Consider the following 17623-nt stretch of genomic DNA (forward strand, 5'->3'; position numbering starts at 1 on the left):
GGGATTCCGAAGGTGAACCTGAGCCAACCAGACGCATCATCCGTCAGTCAGCCGACCGCGAAACTGCCGGCGCATGAAACCGTCTATCAGACCTTGCGCGGGCAGATCCTGTTCGGCGATCTGGCGCCCGGCCAGGCGGTGACCATCCAGGGCCTGGTCGAGTCGCTGGGTGCCGGCATGACGCCTGTTCGAGAGGCGATCAGGCGGTTGATTTCTGATGGGGCGCTGGTGTTCCAGGGCAATCGCCGCGTGTCTGTCCCAATGCTGCGCGAGAGTGACCTGAGTGAGCTAATTTATGCAAGAAAAACAATTGAATGCCAACTTGCGAGATTGGCTACAGAACGGGTCTCCCCAGCGGATATCGCGGCCTTGGAGGTGATAGATACAGCCTTGGATCAGGCGATCTCGGCGGGAGATGTGGCGGGCTATCTGGTGCAGAATTACCAATTCCATACGCGGCTCTATGCGCATGCTGACGCGCCAATCCTCACAGATCTTGCGGATCGGCTCTGGCTGCGCTTTGGCCCGTCGCTGCGGGTGGTCTGCGGGCGGCTTGGTACCCAGAGCTTTCCTGATCGCCATAAGGATATCTTGGAGGCCCTGCATCGCAAGGACGCAGATCTGGCGGTGTTGGCGATGGAAAGGGATGTGGCCCAGGGTATGGATCAGGTGCGACAGGGTCTCACACAAGCCAGCTGATTCGATTGACATGATGGAATTTGATCATATTCTGGGGGCAATCTCTTCTTTCAGGAGTCTGCCTTATGACTGCGATTACAAATCACCTGCCCACAGCCGAGCTTCAGGCGCTGGACGCGGCCCATCACATGCATCCTTTTACCGCCAATGGCGAGTTGGCTGAAAAAGGCGCGCGGATCATCACCCGCGCCCGCGGGGTTACACTGACAGACAGTGAGGGCAATGAGATCCTGGATGCCATGGCCGGCCTCTGGTGTGTGAATATTGGCTACGGCCGTGACGAACTTGCGGATGTCGCGGCGCGCCAGATGCGTGAGCTGCCTTATTACAACACCTTCTTTCAGACCACCCATGCACCGGCTATCGCGCTGGCTGCGAAGATCGCTGAGCTGGCGCCGGACGGGCTCAACCATGTGTTTTTTGCCGGGTCAGGATCTGAAGCTAATGACACCAACATCCGGATGGTACGCCATTATTGGGCGATGAAGGGCAAGCCGACAAAATCGGTGATCATCAGCCGCAAAAATGGCTATCATGGGTCCTCTGTCGGCAGTGGTAGCCTCGGCGGCATGACCGCGATGCATGAGCAGGGTGGTCTGCCGATTCCGGATATCCATCATATCAATCAACCGAATTGGTGGGCCGAAGGCGGCGATATGTCGGCTGAAGATTTCGGTCTTGCACGGGCGCAAGAGCTGGAACAGGCGATTCTTGAGCTGGGCGAAGATCGCGTTGCGGCCTTTATTGCTGAACCTGTGCAGGGTGCTGGCGGTGTGATTGTACCACCCGCAACCTATTGGCCAGAAATCCAGCGTATCTGTGACAAATACGAGATCCTGCTGATTGCAGACGAGGTGATCTGCGGGTTTGGGCGGACTGGAAATTGGTTTGGTAGCCAGACTGTGGGTATTCGTCCCGACATCATGACAATCGCCAAGGGGCTGTCCTCCGGCTATGCGCCGATTGGCGGCTCGATTGTCAGTGATGAGATCGCGTCGGTGATCGGTTCCGGCGAATTCAATCACGGATACACCTATTCGGGCCATCCGGTGGCGGCTGCTGTCGCGCTTGAAAACCTGCGTATCCTGGAAGAGGAAAACATCATCGGCCATGTGCGCGATGTGGCCGCGCCCTATCTCAAGGAAAAATGGGAGGCGCTGGCAGATCATCCGCTGGTGGGGGAGGCCAAGATTGTCGGCATGATGGGGTCCATTGCCCTGACCCCGAACAAGGCGACACGTGCGGGCTTCGCCGCCGAGGGTGGCACCGTCGGCTATATCTGTCGCGAGCGTTGTTTCGCCAACAATCTGGTGATGCGCCATGTCGGCGACCGGATGATTATTTCGCCACCGCTGGTCATCACACCGGAGGAGATCGATACCCTTATTGCGCGGGCGCGTCAGTCCCTTGATGAATGCTATGCGGCCTTGCAGGATCAGGACATGCTGCGAAGCGCCTGACATCAGGCTTTCCGCTGACCAAAGAAGGCGCCAGTTCCAGCTCGGTACTGGCGTCTTTCTTGCGTTTGCGAATCCGTTTCGGGCGGTCAAATTCGCCTCTTGAAGTGTTTCCGGTAACGGTTTGCTGCGTTCAATCATCGCGTGTGCGAATGGATTTTCTATTTGATCCGGGTCTGGAAAATTGTCGCTTTTCAGCACTCGTTCGTCGTAATACGTACCGTTAACCGAACTATCGGCCCTAAGGTAAATTGCAGAGATGATCCGGATGATCCGGTTGCGCACCAACGCTTGGGTGTGCTTACATCGCGACAGAAGTGCAGAGCCAATCTGCCGAACCAAACCAGGGAGCCTCACTTGGCTGATGCGTCAAACACGAGCGCGTTCGTTGAATTCGAACGCGTCCAGAAGAGTTATGACGGCGAGAACCTCGTTGTCAAAGATCTGAACCTCACCATGCCGAAAGGTGAATTTTTGACAATGTTGGGCCCGTCCGGTTCGGGTAAGACAACCTGTCTGATGATGCTGGCGGGGTTTGAGACAGCAACCCATGGTGATATCCGGCTGGGCGGTATCTCGATCAACAATATCCCACCCCACAAGCGCGGCATCGGGATGGTGTTTCAGAACTACGCGCTGTTCCCCCATATGACTATTGCCGAAAACCTCAGCTTTCCGCTGGAGGTTCGTAGCATGGGTAAATCCGAGCGTGAGCAGAAGGTGAAGCGCGCGCTTGATATGGTGGAAATGGGGGCCTTCGGAGGGCGTCGACCGGCCCAATTGTCCGGTGGTCAGCAGCAGCGGGTTGCCCTGGCACGGGCGCTGGTGTTTGAGCCTGAACTGGTTCTGATGGACGAACCGCTTGGTGCACTGGATAAGCAGCTGCGGGAAAAGATGCAGTTCGAAATCACCCATCTGGCACATCAACTGGGCATCACTACGGTTTACGTGACGCACGACCAGACCGAAGCGCTGACCATGTCGGATCGCGTCGCTGTATTCAACGACGGCCGCATCCAGCAGCTGGCGCCGCCGGATCAGTTGTATGAAGAGCCGTCCAACAGTTTCGTTGCGCAGTTCATTGGCGAGAACAACACGCTGGAAGGCACTGTCAAAGAGGTCAACAACGGCATCGCGCTGGTGCAGCTGGACGATGGCGAGCTGATCGACTGCAAACCAATCAACGTGTCCAAGCCAGGTGAACGGACCCGCGTTTCGATCCGTCCTGAACGTGTCGAATACAATAAGGACCGGATGCAGGAAGGCGCTCATACGCTGAAGGCGGAAGTGCTGGAATTCATCTACATGGGCGATATTTTCCGCACTCGCTTGCGGGTTGCCGGCAATGATGAGTTCATCATCAAAACCCGCAACGCCCCTGATCAGGAACGGCTGAAGCCTGGCCAGCAGATCGAAATCGGCTGGTTGCCTGAAGATTGCCGCGCGTTGGACGCCTAAGCCTCCACGCGTGCCCGAACCCCCGGCAGTGAACGACCGGGGGGCGACGATCCAGACAAATAATAATTTCAACAAGGAGTAGAGTGTCTATGAAACTCACCAAACTGACTGCCCTGGCGGCCACCACGGCGTTGTGTGCGCCGATGGCGATGGCCGCCGATATGGCCAACGAAATGACCATCGTGTCCTGGGGCGGCGCCTATCAGGAAAGCCAGCTGAAGGCATATGTCGTTCCCTATCAGGAAATGCACCCTGATCTGAAAGTGATCTGGGACGAAAGCTCGGCCGAAGCGACCGCAAAAATGCGCGCTATGACCGAAGCTGGCAATGTGACCTGGGATCTGGTCGATGTGGTTGCCTCCGACGCCATGCGCATGTGTGACGAAGGCCTGGCCGCTGAGCTGGATCACGACGAAGTGCTGGCTGCGGCGCCTGACGGCACCCCCGCAAGCGAAGACTTCGGCGAGCTGATCGTGAGCGACTGCTTTGTACCGCAGATCGTTTATTCGACCACTTTCGGCTATCGCATGGACAAAGTGGGTGACACCCCGCCATCCTCCATCTGCGATATCTTTGACACTGCAAAGTATCCCGGCAAGCGCGCCCTGCAGAAGCGTCCGATCGACAACGTCGAATGGGCTCTGTACTGCGATGGCGTCGCCAAGGATGAGATCTATGACGTGCTGAGCACCGATGAAGGTGTGGAGCGCGCGCTGGCCAAGCTGGACAGCATCAAGGATCAGGTTGTCTGGTGGACCGCTGGTGCAGAAACGCCTCAGCTGCTGGCCGACGGTGAAGTCGTCATGGGCTCGACCTTCAACGGCCGTCTGTTCTCGGCCATCGCTGAGCAGAACCAGCCAATCGACATGCTGTGGGATATGCAGTCCTTTGACCTCGACGGCTGGATTGTTCCTGCTGACCTGCCCGAAGATCGCAAGGCTCGCGTGATGGACTTCCTGAAGTTCGCCACCGACACCCAGCGTCTGGCTGATCAGGCGAAATTCATCTCCTATGGTCCGGCGCGTGCGTCGTCTGCACCGCTGGTTGGTAAGCACGCCATTCTGGGTATCGACATGGCGCCGCACATGCCAACCGATCCGGCAAATGCTGGCAACGTGCATGTCTATGACTACGAATGGTGGGCCGATAACCGTGATGATCTGGATGCAAAATTCCAGGCATGGCTGGCCAAGTAATCTGTTCCTGAACAGAGACTGACATCATCGGGAAAGGGCTGTGTGCCTGGCGCACGGCCCTTTCTCCACCAACAAAAAATTCCGACGGGGGCTCCTACCCATGAGCGATACCACCCACACCGGACCGGTCCTGGCCGCCGATGGCACGCCGCTGAAGCGTAGCCTGGCCCGAGCTCTCCGGATGCAGAAAATTCGCGCCCTGATGTTGATCGCGCCGCTTCTGCTGTTTGTTCTTCTGACCTTCATTCTCCCGATTGCCGACATGTTGTTCCGCTCGGTTGAGAATAAGATCGTCTCTGATACCCTACCCAAGACCGTGGTTGCGCTCAAAGACTGGGATGCAAATTCGGGCGAGACGCCGGATGAGGCGATATTCGCGGCGCTAGCTGCTGATCTTCAGGTTGCCGCGCAGGAAAAGACTCATACCCGTGTAGGCTCGCGTCTGAACTACGAAAATCCGGGCATTTCCTCACTCTTCCGCAAGGCTGGGCGCAAGGTCAAACGTTGGGATCTGGCTGAGGATGGTCCATTCAGGGAGCAGTTCATCAAAATCGATGAAGATTGGGCTGACCCGGAGGTCTGGCGCACCATTCAGACCTATTCCGGGGCCTATACCAACGGTTACTTCCTGAATGCTGCCGACTTCCAGAAAGGTGCTGAAGGGGCTGAGCTGCGACCGGAAAACGAACGCATCTATGGTACGCTTTTCCTGCGCACCCTGATCATGTCGCTGGCGATCACTGTGAGCTGTATTGTTCTGGGCTATCCTGTGGCTTGGATTCTGGCCAACTTGCCGTCGCGCACTGCAAACTTGTTGATGATCCTGGTGCTGTTGCCGTTCTGGACATCGTTGCTGGTGCGGACCTCCGCCTGGAAAGTCATGTTGCAGCAACAAGGTGTTATCAATGATACGCTGGTTTGGTTGGGGTTGGTCGCAGATGATGCGCGCCTAGTCATGATCAACAACCAATTCGGTACGATTGTGGCGATGACCCACATCCTGCTGCCGTTCATGATCCTGCCGATGTACTCTGTGATGCAGACGATTAACCCTTCCTATCTGCGCGCGGCCAAATCCCTTGGCGCGACCAATTGGACAGCCTTCTGGCGGGTCTATTTCCCGCAGTCGGTGCCGGGTATCGGTGCGGGGTCGATCCTCGTCTTCATTCTGGCGATTGGCTACTACATTACGCCGGAACTGGTTGGCGGCACCAAAGGTGTCTTCATCTCCAACCGGATTGCCTTCCACATCTCGCAATCGCTCAACTGGGGTCTTGCTGCGGCACTTGGCAGTATTCTGCTGGTCGTCGTCCTCGCGCTCTACTGGGCCTATGACAAGATTGTCGGCATCGACAACGTGAAACTGGGATAAGACACATGGCTTTGACACCTGTTGAAAACCAAACGCCCGGTTTTGTCGCGCTTGTTGCGGCTGCTGCCGGGGCCTTCTTCGGCCTCTTCGTGGGGACCGCCCAAGGCTCCGGGCTTCTCGGAGTTCTGATTGGCGCAGCTCTTGTCGGTGGACTCGGATTTGCCCTTGCGGGGATGCGTGATCAGGAGCGGTTGATCCGCTGGGTCTTGATCGCAGCCTTTGCTGTTGCGGGCTTCGTAATGGGCGGTCTGCCGGCAGCCGTGATGGGGTTGCTGTTCGGCGCTTTTGTCGGCTGGTTCATTTTCTGGCTCTCGACCTCGCGCTACCGCGTGCATCTGGCGCCATATCTCACTCCGGGGCAGGTGCTGTGGCACTATACGTTCCGGGTGATTTGTGGGGCGATCTTCATCTTCTTGATTACGCCGATTCTGGTGGTGATGCCGCTGTCGTTCAATGCACAGGACTTCTTCACCTTCACGCCGGAAATGATCCGCTTCGATCCTGAAGGATATTCGCTGAAACATTACCGCGATTTCTTCACCAATGCGGATTGGCAGCAGGCGATGTGGAACTCCATCAAGATCGCACCGATGGCGACAATCCTGTCGGTTGGCTTTGGTACCCTCGCTGCGATTGGCCTCAGTCAGCCGCATGTGCCGTTCCGTCGCGCCATCATGGCAATTCTGATTTCGCCCATGATCGTACCACTGATCATTTCGGCTGCGGGTATGTATTTCTTCTACAGCCGGATCGGCCTGCAGGGGACATATTTTGGCGTGGTTCTGGCCCATGCGGCATTGGGGATCCCCTTCGTGATCATCACAGTGACTGCGACGCTGGTTGGCTTTGATCGCTCGCTCACACGGGCTGCGGCGAATATGGGGGCTGGTCCTGTGACCACCTTCTTCCGTGTGCAGATGCCACTGATCCTGCCCGGTGTGATTTCCGGCGGCCTGTTTGCCTTCATCACCTCGTTTGATGAGGTTGTGGTTGTGTTGTTTGTCGGTTCGGCTGGTCAGAAGACGCTGCCCTGGCAGATGTTTATCGGCCTGCGCGAACAGATTTCCCCCACTATTCTGGCGGTGGCGACCATTCTTGTTGTGGTCTCGATCTGTCTCTTGACAGTGGTCGAGATGCTGCGCCGTCGTTCCGAACGTTTGCGCGGGATGAGCCCGAGCTAAGACATATGTTATCCAATGAAAAAGGCCCCGGTGAAAACCGGGGCCTTTTGCGTTTCGGGGGCTGGGATCAGAGACGTTCGATTGCCAAGGCAATGCCCTGACCGCCACCGATGCACATGGTGATGAGCCCTTTGGAGCCACCGATGCGCTCCAATTCATAAAGTGTCTTCAGCGTGATGATTGCACCAGTCGCACCTACGGGATGGCCAAGCGCAATCGCGCCGCCGTTCGGGTTCACTTTCGCAGGATCGAGCCCCAGTTCCTTGTTCACCGCAAGTGCCTGCGCCGCAAAGGCTTCGTTTGATTCGACGACGTCAAAATCGGAGGCCGACAGCCCGGTTTTCTTCAGAAGGTTCTGTACTGCGGGAACCGGGCCAATGCCCATGACCTCGGGGCGGACACCGGCGTGCGCGTAGCCCAAAATGCGCGCTTTGGGTTTCAGCCCGGCCTGCCGCGCTGCGTCGGCCGTGGCCATAACGATGGCAGCCGCGCCGTCGTTGATACCGCTGGCATTGCCGGCCGTGACGCGGCCGTCTTTCTTGAACACAGCTTTCAGCCCGCCCAGTGTCTCTAGCGTGCTGGCTTTGGGATGTTCGTCTACGTCAAACGGCACCATGTCCCGCTTTACCTTCACTTCAACCGGGGTGATCTGGCTGGCGAAATATCCGGCCTCGATCGCTGCGGCAGCGCGGGTCTGGCTGGCGAGGGCAAATTCATCCATCTGGGCGCGGGTAATGTCATGTTCATCCGCGACGTTTTCGGCGGTCACCCCCATGTGGCCGGTTCCGAACGGGCAGTTCAGCGCGCCCAGCATCATGTCCAGTGCCCGCGCATCACCCATTTTCTGACCCCAGCGTGCGCTTGGCACGATGAAGGGGCTGCGCGACATGTTTTCGGCGCCACCGGTAAGGGCAAATTCCGCATCCCCCAGCATCAGTGACTGGATGCCGGAGACAATCGCCTGTGCGCCAGACCCACAAAGCCGGTTCACGTTCATTGCCGGCGTACCATTGGGGATGCCAGCCTGCATCGCCGCCACCCGGCTCAGGTACATGTCGCGGGGTTCGGTGTTGATCACATGGCCAAATACCACATTGCCGATCTGTTCCGGCGCAACGCCGGAGCGTTCCATTGCGGCCTTGGAGGCCACGGTTGCCAGATCAATCGGCGTGGTGCCGGCAAGCGACCCGCCAAAGGTGCCAATGGCGGTACGGGCGCCATCCAGGATCACGATATCGGTCATCTCTCTCTCCTCATAGGTTTGGCGCAGAGTATGCAGATGCAGCATGGCCTGTCCTGCGGAACGTGCCGTCAAAACATGACTTCCGTGTCATGGCGTCTGTTTGACAAATAGGTCGTAAAGGCGCAGTGATTCCGTCATGACGGAACATGTAGACGATATCCTGACCCTGTTGCCTGCCCGCCTGAAAGAGGCGCGCCGGGCCCAGGGCCTCAGCCTTGAGGCGGTGGCCAATCTCTCTGGTGTCAGCCGCTCTATGGTAAGCCAGATCGAACGCGGAGAAAGCTCACCTACAATTGCGACCCTTTGGAATTTGACGCGCGCACTACAGGTTGATTTTGCCGGGCTCCTGGACAGCAATGAGGCGCAGGACAGTATTGAAATCCTGCGCGATGGCGATGTCCCTTCGATTGAGAATATGGGCGAGGGATGCCTCATCCGCATTCTATCCCCGCCGGAAGACGCCGGTGGGCACGAGGTCTACGATATCCGCCTCAAGGATGGTGGTGCGCTGAACAGTCAGCCGCACGGGCGGGGTACAGTTGAACATGTAACCGTGCTGGAAGGGGCCGTGGCGCTCACCTCTGGCAGCGCCACAGATCGGCTGCATGCAGGAGATACCGCACGATATGCCGCAGATGTGACCCATTCCATTGCAGCATTGGGAGGCGCGGCCCGCGTTTTCCTGATCGTGAAGAACGCGTGACGGAGGTCTATCGTCCGGCTTGTCCATTTTGACGGATATATCTCCGTTATCCTGAAATCCCCTATTCCGGAAATTAATCCGTTATGATAGAACCTCGACTCGAAAGAGAAGGAGTTCCCGCATGTCCACTGATTTTCTGACCGACATCTCCAAGACCCTGGAAGAGATCAAAGCCGATGGTCTCTACAAGCGGGAACGAATGATCACCTCCCCTCAGGGGGGCGAGATCAGGGTTGGAGATGCAGCAGTCATCAACCTTTGTGCCAACAATTACCTCGGCTTGGCAGATCATCCCGATCTGATCGCTGCCGCGCGTGGTGTGATGGATGATAAGGGTTTTGGCATGGCCTCTGTCCGCTTCATCTGTGGCACACAGGATATCCACCGTGAGCTGGAGCAACGTCTGGCGAAGTTTCTCGGTAAGGATGACGCGATTCTGTTTGCTGCCTGTTTCGATGCGAATGGCGGGTTGTTTGAGCCGCTGTTGGGGCCGGAGGATGCGATCATCTCTGACAGCCTGAACCATGCGTCGATCATCGACGGCATCCGGCTGTGCAAGGCCAAGCGCTACCGTTACCTGAACAGCGACATGAACGACCTGGAGGCCTGGCTGAAACAGGCACGTGAGGACGGGGCGCGGCATATCATGATCGCCACCGACGGCGTGTTCTCGATGGATGGCTATCTGGCGAAGCTGCCGGAAATCCGGGCGCTGGCGGACAAATACGATGCCATCGTGATGGTGGATGACTGCCACGCAACCGGCTTCATGGGGGCCACTGGCGCAGGCACGCCGGAGCACTTCGGGGTGGACGTGGATATCGTCACCGGAACATTGGGCAAAGCACTTGGGGGGGCTATCGGCGGTTACATCGCCGGGCCGCAGCCAGTGATCGACCTCCTGCGGCAGCGGGCGCGGCCCTATTTGTTCTCCAATTCGCTGCCGCCATCGATTGTCGCTGCCGGGCTGGAGGCAATCCGGCTGGTGGAGGAAGGCAACGGCTCACGCGCCCAGCTGTTCGAGAATGCGAAATATTGGCGCGCTGGGCTGGAGAAGCTTGGATTCGATCTCTTGCCGGGTGAGCACCCGATCATTCCGGTGATGCTGGGCGAAGCACAGCTGGCGCAGGACATGGCATCCCGGCTATTCGATGAAGGTGTCTATGTCTCCGGTTTCTTTTTCCCGGTGGTGCCGCGTGGTCAGGCCCGCATTCGCACTCAGATGAATGCGGCGCTGACGCGAGATGAGCTGGACCGCGCATTGGCCGCTTTTGGCAAAGTGGGCAAGGAACTGGGAATTCTGTCATGAGCCGTCCGAACACGATGAAGGCGCTGGAGAAAAGCCATCCGCGAGAAGGCCTGTGGATGGTGCAGGCGCCGGTGCCGGAGATCGGTCCAGATGAAGTGCTGATCAAGATCAGAACCACCGGCATCTGCGGCACCGATATCCACATCTGGAACTGGGATGAATGGGCGTCGCACACCGTGCCTGTGCCAATGATTACCGGGCATGAATTTGCGGGTGAAATCGTCGAGATCGGGCGCAATGTCACCGATTTGGCGGTGGGGCAGCGCTGCTCTGGCGAGGGGCATCTGATCCAGACGGATTCGCGCCAGTCCCGGGCGGGTAAGTTCCACCTGGACCCCGGCACCCGTGGTATCGGGGTGAATGAGCAGGGCGCTTTCGCGCAGTATCTCAAACTGCCGGCCTTCAACGTGGTGCCGCTGCCGGAGGATATCCCGGATGAGATCGGCGCCATCCTCGACCCGCTGGGCAACGCCGTCCATACCGCACTCAGCTTTGACCTGCTGGGGGAAGATGTACTGATCACCGGTGCCGGCCCTATCGGCGTCATGGCGGCTGCAGTGGCACGACATGCCGGCGCGCGGCATGTGGTAATCACCGACATCAACCCGGACCGCTTGGCGTTGGCAGAACACGTTGTCCCGGCGGTGCGTGCGGTGAATGTCGCAGAGGAAGACCTGCAGGACGTGGTGCGCGAACTGGGTCTGAAGCAGGGTTTTGACGTCGGGCTGGAGATGTCCGGCAGTCAGGCCGCGCTGGATCAGATGGTGGAGGCGCTGGTAATGGGTGGCAAAATTGCCTTGCTCGGCATTCCTCCGGGCAAATCTCCCGTCGATTGGAGCCGCATCGTGTTCAAGGCGATCACCATCAAAGGCGTTTACGGCCGCGAGATGTTCGAGACCTGGTATAAGATGATCGCCATGCTGCAGAATGGTCTGGATGTCAGCCGGGTCATTACCCATCGGTTTGATGTCGAGGATTTCGCGGAAGGCTTCGCTGCGATGAAGTCCGGTCGCAGCGGCAAAGTCGTGTTGCGCTGGCCCTGACAGGCAGGAGTGACGGAGTTCAAGTCTGCGTATGCTTCGGTTCCTCTGATGTCTCAAGCGGGTATGGCGAGGGGTGATCTATCCGGTCACATCCATAGCTTTGCTGTTTCCAGATGTTGACCGAAGCAACACGATATATATGTCTAGCCAGATGATAAAGACAGCCGACATAAAAGACCGCTTGGTCGCACAGGCTCTGGCGGAGGGGTTTGTGGCCTGCCGGATCTGCCGCCCGTCTGACGTGCCTGAGGTGCCGGACCGGCTTCAGGCGTTTCTGGACGCGGGCTATCATGGTCAGATGGGCTGGATGGAGGAGCGCAGCCATTGGCGTGGCGACCCGGCCCAGCTTTGGCCCGAGGCGCGTTCGGTGATCATGCTTGCCGAAAGCTATACGCCTGATGTGGATCCCATGGACATTGTCGGGCAGGCAGATCGGGCGGCGATCTCGGTCTATGCGCGGAACAAGGACTATCATGACCTGGTGAAAAAGCGCCTTAAGCGTCTGGCCCGTTGGTTGATTGCGGAGGCCGCGCGCGTGGAGGAGGCTGCTGAGGTCAAGGTCTTTGTTGACACCGCGCCGGTGCCCGAGAAACCACTGGGACAGGCGGCGGGTCTTGGCTGGCAAGGGAAGCACACCAATCTGGTCAGCCGTGACTGGGGCAATTGGGCCTTTATAGGCTCTGTTTTCACGACACTCGACCTTCCTGCGGATGCGGCTGAACCGGATCATTGCGGGTCGTGCCGTTCCTGCCTGACGGCCTGTCCAACCGATGCCTTTCCGGCGCCCTATCAGCTGGATGCGCGGCGTTGCATTTCCTATCTGACGATTGAGCATAAGGGGCCAGTCGATGAGGAGCTGCGCGCCAAATTGGGCAACCGGATCTATGGCTGCGACGATTGTCTCGCGGCGTGTCCCTGGAACAAGTTTGCCGTGGCCGCCAGTGATATCCGCTATGAGGCCCGCCCGGAATTCAACGCGCCTAAGCTGGCGGATCTGGCCGCTCTGGATGATCCGGGCTTTCGGGCGCTGTTTTCCGGCTCCCCGATCAAGCGGATCGGTCGGGACCGGTTTGTCCGCAACGTGCTTTATGCGATCGGGAATTCCGGCCTGCCCAAGTTGCGCCCGACGGCAGAAGCCCTGACCGAAGATCCTGATCCCACCGTGGCGGATGCCGCCCGTTGGGCCGTTCAGCGACTGACGTGACGCAAACAGGATGGATTGGCGGCAGGGCTGCGCTAAACCGGTGACCAAGACCAAAGATATGGTGAAGGGAGAACGGCCATGGCGCTCTTGCTTGGGGTCGATACAGGCGGCACTTATACCGATGCGGTGCTGATCCGCGATGATCGTGAGGTGCTGGCCAAGGCCAAGGCGCTGACCACCCGGCAGGATCTGGCCATCGGTGTAGGGGAGGCGGTTGCGGCGGTTCTGGCAGAGGCTGCGGTGGAACCGGGAGAGATTGCGCTGGCGGCGTTGTCCACAACGCTGGCAACCAATGCGCTGGTGGAGGGGCAGGGAGGTCGCGTCGCGCTGATATACATCGGCTTTGGTGAGGCGGATCTCGATCGTCACGGTCTGCGCGAGGCGCTGAAGGGCGACCCTGCGCTGGTCCTCGCCGGTGGCCATAGCCATTCCGGTGGTGAGGCTGCGCCACTGGACACAGAGGCGCTCCGCGTGTTTCTGCAACAGGAGGCGGCCTCAGTCAGCGGGTTTGCCATCGCCGGTCAGTTTGCGACCCGCAACCCCGCCCATGAGCTGGAGGTCGCCCGCATTATTGCCGAAGAAACCGGCGTTCCCGTCACTTGTTCACATCAACTGTCCGCGCGGCTGAACGGGCCGAAACGCGCATTGACGGCGGTTCTGAATGCGCGGCTGATCGGGATGATCGATCGGTTGATCGGGCGCGCTGAGACGCGTCTGGCCGACCTTGGGATCACAGCGCAGATGATGGTGGTGCGGGGAGATGGTGCATTGATGTCCTCAGAGCAGGCACGGGCGCGTCCGATCGAGACAATCCTCAGCGGCCCGGCGGCGTCCCTGGTGGGGGCGCGTTGGTTGACCGGTGTCGATAGTGCGCTGGTCAGTGATATTGGCGGCACCACCACCGATGTGGCGCTGATCGAAAATGGGAAGCCCAAGATTGACCCAGCAGGCGCGCAGGTGGGCGGTTTTCGCACCATGGTGGAAGCCGTCGCAATGCGGACCAGCGGTCTGGGCGGCGACAGTCAGGTGCATCCGGTTGCGGCGGGTCTGAACGGCGGTGTCAGCCTTGGGCCGCGCCGGGTGCTGCCGGTATCTTTGATCGCTACGATGGCGCCGGACGTGGTGCATGCCGCGCTGGATATGCAGTTGCGCGCTGCCACTGTCGGTGAATACGACGGCCGCTTTGTGCGTGCCATTCCCGGCCAGCATTCTCTGGGCCTCAGCGACAGAGAGGCCCGGGTGTTGGACCGGATCGGAGAACAGACACACCCCTTGGGTGCCGTGCTACAGACCCGCATTGAGCAGGGCGCGTTGATGCGGTTGGTGGACCGGGGGCTGGTGCAGGTAGCTGGGGTCACACCATCGGATGCCAGCCATGTTCTTGGCCGACTGGCCAGCTGGGACAGTGCGGCGGCTGAGAAGGCGCTGACGCTGTTTGCCCGCCGCCGGGTTGGATCCGGGGATCGTCTGGCACCGGATGCGGAGACATTGGCGCAGATGATCGTTGATCAGATGACCGAGCAGACCTCTTTGACCTTGTTAGAGACTGCATTTTCTGAAGAGAGCAGCCCCTTCGGGCCGCCGCCAGATCAGCTCGCGCGCCATGTGTTGATGCAGCGCGGGTTGACCGGACATCAGGGGCTTGTCGCCATCAAGGCAGGGCTGAATGTGGATGTCGTGGGCCTTGGCGCCTCAGCACCCAGCTATTACCCTGCTGTTGGGTCCCGCCTTCACTGCCGGATGATCGTGCCGGATCATGCTGGGGTCGCCAATGCCATCGGGGCGGTGGTGGGCCGCATCACCATGCGCCGAAGCGGAACCGTAACCGCGCCGGAGGAAGGCCGATACCGGGTGCATCTGGAGAACGGTCCGCAGGATTTCGCTGCCTCGGAAGAGGCCCTGATCTGTCTGGAAACCGAACTGCGTGCTGAGGCCCGTGCCGCGGCGGAGGCTGCCGGTGCACAGGATATCTCCGTTCAGGTGGACCGCGATATTCGCGTTGCTGAGGTGGAGGCACGGCAGGTGTTTGTTGAGGCTTTCCTGACCGTGGAGGCCAGCGGTCGCCCGCGTATTGCACAGGGGTGACCGCCGCTGCTGACCACAGACTTAACGCAGTAGGCCCCGCCAGATGACGGGGCCTTTGTGGTAAAGGATTCAGGGCTGCCCCATACGGGCGACTTATTCGGCTGCGGTCTCACTGCGCCTGGGCAGAACCCAATCGGGACGGGCAAAATGGCAGGTATAGCCGTTGGGCTGCCGCTCCAGGTAGTCCTGATGCTCAGGCTCCGCTTCCCAGAAATCACCAACCGGTTCGACCTCTGTGACCACCTTGCCGGGCCACAGACCCGAAGCATCGACATCAGCGATCGTGTCTTCGGCAATCGCCTTCTGGTCGGCATCCACATAGTAGATCGCGGAGCGATAGCTCATCCCCAGATCATTGCCCTGCTGATTGACGGTGGATGGATCATGGATCTGAAAGAAGAATTCCAGCAGCGCGCGGTAGCTGGTTTGACCCGGATCGAACATGATCTCAATCGCCTCAGCATGGGTGCCGTGGTTCTTGTAGGTCGCATTGGGCACATCGCCACCGGAATAGCCGACGCGGGTACTGACGATGCCCGGACGCTTTCGGATCAAATCCTGCATACCCCAGAAACATCCACCGGCCAGGACGGCACGTTCTGTCGTGCTGCTCATCTTCTATCCTCCACTTGATCTATATAATCGCCGTAGCCTTCTGCCCGCATGTCGTGCAGATGCACAAACCGCAAGGAGGCTGAATTGATGCAGTAACGCAGGCCGCCACGATCTGCGGGACCGTCCGGAAACACATGGCCCAGATGGCTGTCGCCATGGGTCGAGCGGACCTCGGTGCGGATCATGCCCAGGGTCCGGTCCTCCAGCTCCTGCACATGGGCAGGCTCAATGGGCTTGGTAAAGCTTGGCCAGCCGCAGCCAGACTCATATTTATCGGCAGAGGCAAACAGCGGCTCGCCAGAAACGATATCGACGTAGATACCGGGTTCCTTGTTGCCGAGCAGCTTGCCGGTGCCGGGGCGTTCCGTGCCTGCGTTCTGGGTGACGTAGAATTCTTCTTCCGAGAGGGCCGCAATGGCGTCCGGGTCTTTGGAATAGCTGCGCATCATGTCCTCCGATCTTGCTTGTGTTGCTGTAAATGGGGTCGTTCGGGGCAAAAGCAAAGCTGTATTTCAACGGCTCGCGTTTGCGTGTGTGGTGTCAGAGCGCAGGGCGGCGTCATGGCTTCGGTGTGCGCTGCGCAGACTGCCGCGCCAATTGCACCGCCAGAATGCCAAAGGTGACTATCCCGACACCGACGATATCCAGCAGCCCCAATTGCTCTCCCAGCAGCACACTGGCCACCGCGACGCCAAAGACCGGGTTGAGAAAATGGAAGGTCGCGGCACGCACGGCGCCAATCCGGTTCAACAGCAGCACCCAGATGAAAGTGGCGGTCAGACCAGGGACAAGTGTGGTGTAGACAAAGGCCAGCGCCAGCGGCCAGCTTGGCGTCAGGCGAAACGTCTCCACCATCGGGGCCACTACAAACAGAACCGCTGAACCGATCAGCATCTGCAACCCTACCACCATCATGTAGTTGCCGCCGGAGGTCGCGCCGCGCAAGGCCAGCGTCGCCAGCGTTAGGGCCAGAACACCGATCCCGCAGAGCAGAACACCAAACAGATCGACCCCGGCGCTGATGCGGGTGCCCATGATCAAGGCGACGCCCAGCACCCCCGCCAGCAGTCCCACAACTCCCAGTCTGGGCAGCCGTTCGCCGTATACCAGCCACAGGGCGATCGCGACCAGCATCGGCATGGTTGAGGCGATGATCGCGGCCAGCGAGGCCTCGATGGTTTCCATCGCGACGAAGTTCAGGCCGAGATAGAGCGCGTTCTGGCAGATGCCAAAGATGACTGTCGCCTTCAGCTGGCCGCGTGTCAGACGCCAGCTCTGTCCCATGTAGCGTGCAACCGCGACGCCGATCAGGCCGGAAATCAGAAACCGGAACGCCAGCGAATAAAGCGGCGAGGCATCGGCAACGATGATCCGCGCCGAGGTGAAGGCAGATGACCACATGAAGGCAAAGGCCAGCCCCATCGCCAAAGCGCGCAGATCCATGGATATGTCTCCCTGCCGGTCAGCTACCGGTCCCTGCCGTCGCCTGATCAGGCGCAGTCGCGATATGTTTAGCAAGGCAAGCATTCGCAGGAAACCGAATTCGCCCTCCGCATCCGGCGGGCCACATCAGCCACGCAGCCTACGAGATGAGCACAAAAAAGGGCCGCCTGAAAAGGCGACCCGAAACACGGTCAACCGTGCCTGAACCCTTAGCCGTTCACGCTGTCTTTCAGCGCTTTGGCGATGGTCATCTTGACCACCTTGTCGGCCTCTTTGGTGAATTTCTCACCGGTGGCCGGGTTGCGCACTTCGCGCTCGGGGCGCTCACGGCAGTAGATCTTGCCAACGCCGGGCAGAGTCACAGCGCCACCGCCGGATACTTCGCGAGTGATCAGCGCGCAAACAGCGTCAAGTGCTGCGCCTGCGGCCTTCTTGTCGCTGTCCATCTCTTCAGCCAGTGCGGCAACAAGCTGGGTCTTGGTCATCGGTTTGGACATTCTTAGGTCTCCTTGTCACTGCCCGAGTTGTGGGGCCTCATCGCGTAACTCTAGCGTTATGTAGTGTAAGAACACAACGAGTAGTGTCGTCAAAAACCCCACAAAATAGGGGTTTTCG

The 17623-nt window shown here is 59.2% G+C and carries 16 protein-coding genes; 11 read left to right on the forward strand and 5 right to left on the reverse strand.

Going from position 1 to position 17623, the window contains the following annotated elements; translation table 11 throughout:
• Positions 1 to 12: 12 nt before the first annotated feature.
• The 6 genes from INHI_RS0116870 (at position 13) to INHI_RS0116895 (ending at position 7363) form a co-directional block, all read left to right on the forward strand.
• Positions 13 to 699 carry a GntR family transcriptional regulator gene (locus tag INHI_RS0116870; protein WP_197422376.1) on the forward strand — a complete coding sequence of 229 codons (687 nt, stop codon included), beginning with the start codon at positions 13 to 15 and terminating at the stop codon, positions 697 to 699.
• 65 nt (positions 700 to 764) lie between these two features.
• On the forward strand, positions 765 to 2159 hold the full coding sequence (locus INHI_RS0116875; RefSeq protein WP_027248364.1) for an aspartate aminotransferase family protein: 1395 nt from the start codon (positions 765 to 767) through the stop codon (positions 2157 to 2159).
• 354 nt (positions 2160 to 2513) lie between these two features.
• On the forward strand, positions 2514 to 3614 hold the full coding sequence (locus tag INHI_RS0116880; protein ID WP_014881480.1) for an ABC transporter ATP-binding protein: 1101 nt from the start codon (positions 2514 to 2516) through the stop codon (positions 3612 to 3614).
• Between the two features lie 89 nt (positions 3615 to 3703).
• A complete protein-coding gene (locus INHI_RS0116885) occupies positions 3704 to 4810 on the forward strand; it encodes an extracellular solute-binding protein (protein WP_027248365.1) in 1107 nt (368 codons plus the stop codon).
• Between the two features lie 100 nt (positions 4811 to 4910).
• Positions 4911 to 6182: an ABC transporter permease gene (locus tag INHI_RS0116890; protein ID WP_014876322.1), complete on the forward strand. Its 1272-nt coding sequence runs from the start codon at positions 4911 to 4913 to the stop codon at positions 6180 to 6182.
• A gap of 5 nt (positions 6183 to 6187) precedes the next feature.
• Positions 6188 to 7363 (forward strand): ABC transporter permease, encoded by a 1176-nt coding sequence (locus INHI_RS0116895; RefSeq protein ID WP_027248366.1) that lies wholly within the window; start codon positions 6188 to 6190, stop codon positions 7361 to 7363.
• A gap of 67 nt (positions 7364 to 7430) precedes the next feature.
• On the opposite strand, the gene INHI_RS0116900 is transcribed toward INHI_RS0116895, so the two are convergent.
• Positions 7431 to 8606, reverse strand: coding sequence for an acetyl-CoA C-acyltransferase family protein (locus INHI_RS0116900; RefSeq protein ID WP_014881478.1), 1176 nt, complete (start codon positions 8604 to 8606; stop codon positions 7431 to 7433).
• A 136-nt stretch (positions 8607 to 8742) separates the two neighbouring features.
• Between INHI_RS0116900 and INHI_RS0116905 the strand changes: the two genes are divergently transcribed.
• The 5 genes from INHI_RS0116905 to INHI_RS0116925 all read left to right on the forward strand — a co-directional run bounded on the left by INHI_RS0116905 (position 8743) and on the right by INHI_RS0116925 (position 14950).
• A complete protein-coding gene (locus INHI_RS0116905) occupies positions 8743 to 9309 on the forward strand; it encodes a helix-turn-helix domain-containing protein (RefSeq protein WP_014881477.1) in 567 nt (188 codons plus the stop codon).
• Between the two features lie 121 nt (positions 9310 to 9430).
• Complete coding sequence (locus INHI_RS0116910; RefSeq protein ID WP_027248367.1) at positions 9431 to 10618, forward strand: glycine C-acetyltransferase; 1188 nt, start codon at positions 9431 to 9433, stop codon at positions 10616 to 10618.
• Between the two features lie 14 nt (positions 10619 to 10632).
• Positions 10633 to 11661, forward strand: coding sequence for an L-threonine 3-dehydrogenase (gene tdh / locus INHI_RS0116915; RefSeq protein WP_014881475.1), 1029 nt, complete (start codon positions 10633 to 10635; stop codon positions 11659 to 11661).
• 151 nt (positions 11662 to 11812) lie between these two features.
• Entirely contained in the window at positions 11813 to 12865 is a 1053-nt protein-coding gene (queG, locus tag INHI_RS0116920) for a tRNA epoxyqueuosine(34) reductase QueG (RefSeq protein ID WP_027248368.1), read from the forward strand.
• A 78-nt stretch (positions 12866 to 12943) separates the two neighbouring features.
• Positions 12944 to 14950 carry a hydantoinase/oxoprolinase N-terminal domain-containing protein gene (locus tag INHI_RS0116925; RefSeq protein ID WP_027248369.1) on the forward strand — a complete coding sequence of 669 codons (2007 nt, stop codon included), beginning with the start codon at positions 12944 to 12946 and terminating at the stop codon, positions 14948 to 14950.
• Between the two features lie 93 nt (positions 14951 to 15043).
• On the opposite strand, the gene msrA is transcribed toward INHI_RS0116925, so the two are convergent.
• The 4 genes from msrA to INHI_RS0116945 all read right to left on the reverse strand — a co-directional run bounded on the left by msrA (position 15044) and on the right by INHI_RS0116945 (position 17505).
• Positions 15044 to 15565, reverse strand: a complete 522-nt coding sequence (gene msrA / locus INHI_RS0116930) for a peptide-methionine (S)-S-oxide reductase MsrA (protein ID WP_027248370.1) — start codon at positions 15563 to 15565, stop codon at positions 15044 to 15046.
• Positions 15562 to 16011 carry a peptide-methionine (R)-S-oxide reductase MsrB gene (msrB, locus tag INHI_RS0116935; RefSeq protein ID WP_027248371.1) on the reverse strand — a complete coding sequence of 150 codons (450 nt, stop codon included), beginning with the start codon at positions 16009 to 16011 and terminating at the stop codon, positions 15562 to 15564. Before msrB ends, msrA begins: the two co-directional genes overlap by 4 nt.
• A gap of 112 nt (positions 16012 to 16123) precedes the next feature.
• Positions 16124 to 17008, reverse strand: a complete 885-nt coding sequence (locus INHI_RS0116940) for a DMT family transporter (protein WP_014881471.1) — start codon at positions 17006 to 17008, stop codon at positions 16124 to 16126.
• Between the two features lie 209 nt (positions 17009 to 17217).
• The gene (locus INHI_RS0116945; RefSeq protein ID WP_014876311.1) at positions 17218 to 17505 is read right to left on the reverse strand and encodes an HU family DNA-binding protein; all 288 of its coding nucleotides are present in this window, start codon (positions 17503 to 17505) and stop codon (positions 17218 to 17220) included.
• Positions 17506 to 17623 lie beyond the last annotated feature (118 nt).

This window comes from Phaeobacter inhibens DSM 16374 (assembly GCF_000473105.1).
GTDB lineage: Bacteria > Pseudomonadota > Alphaproteobacteria > Rhodobacterales > Rhodobacteraceae > Phaeobacter > Phaeobacter inhibens.

Bases quoted from the DNA above. Each gene is read 5' to 3' on its own strand.
- INHI_RS0116875 (WP_027248364.1), top strand. From the start codon at position 765: ATGACTGCGATTACAAATCACCTGCCCACAGCCGAGCTTCAGGCGCTG.
- INHI_RS0116885 (WP_027248365.1), top strand. From the start codon at position 3,704: ATGAAACTCACCAAACTGACTGCCCTGGCGGCCACCACGGCGTTGTGT.
- INHI_RS0116890 (WP_014876322.1), top strand. From the start codon at position 4,911: ATGAGCGATACCACCCACACCGGACCGGTCCTGGCCGCCGATGGCACG.
- INHI_RS0116895 (WP_027248366.1), top strand. From the start codon at position 6,188: ATGGCTTTGACACCTGTTGAAAACCAAACGCCCGGTTTTGTCGCGCTT.
- INHI_RS0116900 (WP_014881478.1), bottom strand. From the start codon at position 8,606: ATGACCGATATCGTGATCCTGGATGGCGCCCGTACCGCCATTGGCACC.
- INHI_RS0116905 (WP_014881477.1), top strand. From the start codon at position 8,743: ATGACGGAACATGTAGACGATATCCTGACCCTGTTGCCTGCCCGCCTG.
- INHI_RS0116910 (WP_027248367.1), top strand. From the start codon at position 9,431: ATGTCCACTGATTTTCTGACCGACATCTCCAAGACCCTGGAAGAGATC.
- tdh (WP_014881475.1), top strand. From the start codon at position 10,633: ATGAAGGCGCTGGAGAAAAGCCATCCGCGAGAAGGCCTGTGGATGGTG.
- queG (WP_027248368.1), top strand. From the start codon at position 11,813: ATGATAAAGACAGCCGACATAAAAGACCGCTTGGTCGCACAGGCTCTG.
- INHI_RS0116925 (WP_027248369.1), top strand. From the start codon at position 12,944: ATGGCGCTCTTGCTTGGGGTCGATACAGGCGGCACTTATACCGATGCG.
- msrA (WP_027248370.1), bottom strand. From the start codon at position 15,565: ATGAGCAGCACGACAGAACGTGCCGTCCTGGCCGGTGGATGTTTCTGG.
- msrB (WP_027248371.1), bottom strand. From the start codon at position 16,011: ATGCGCAGCTATTCCAAAGACCCGGACGCCATTGCGGCCCTCTCGGAA.
- INHI_RS0116940 (WP_014881471.1), bottom strand. From the start codon at position 17,008: ATGGATCTGCGCGCTTTGGCGATGGGGCTGGCCTTTGCCTTCATGTGG.
- INHI_RS0116945 (WP_014876311.1), bottom strand. From the start codon at position 17,505: ATGTCCAAACCGATGACCAAGACCCAGCTTGTTGCCGCACTGGCTGAA.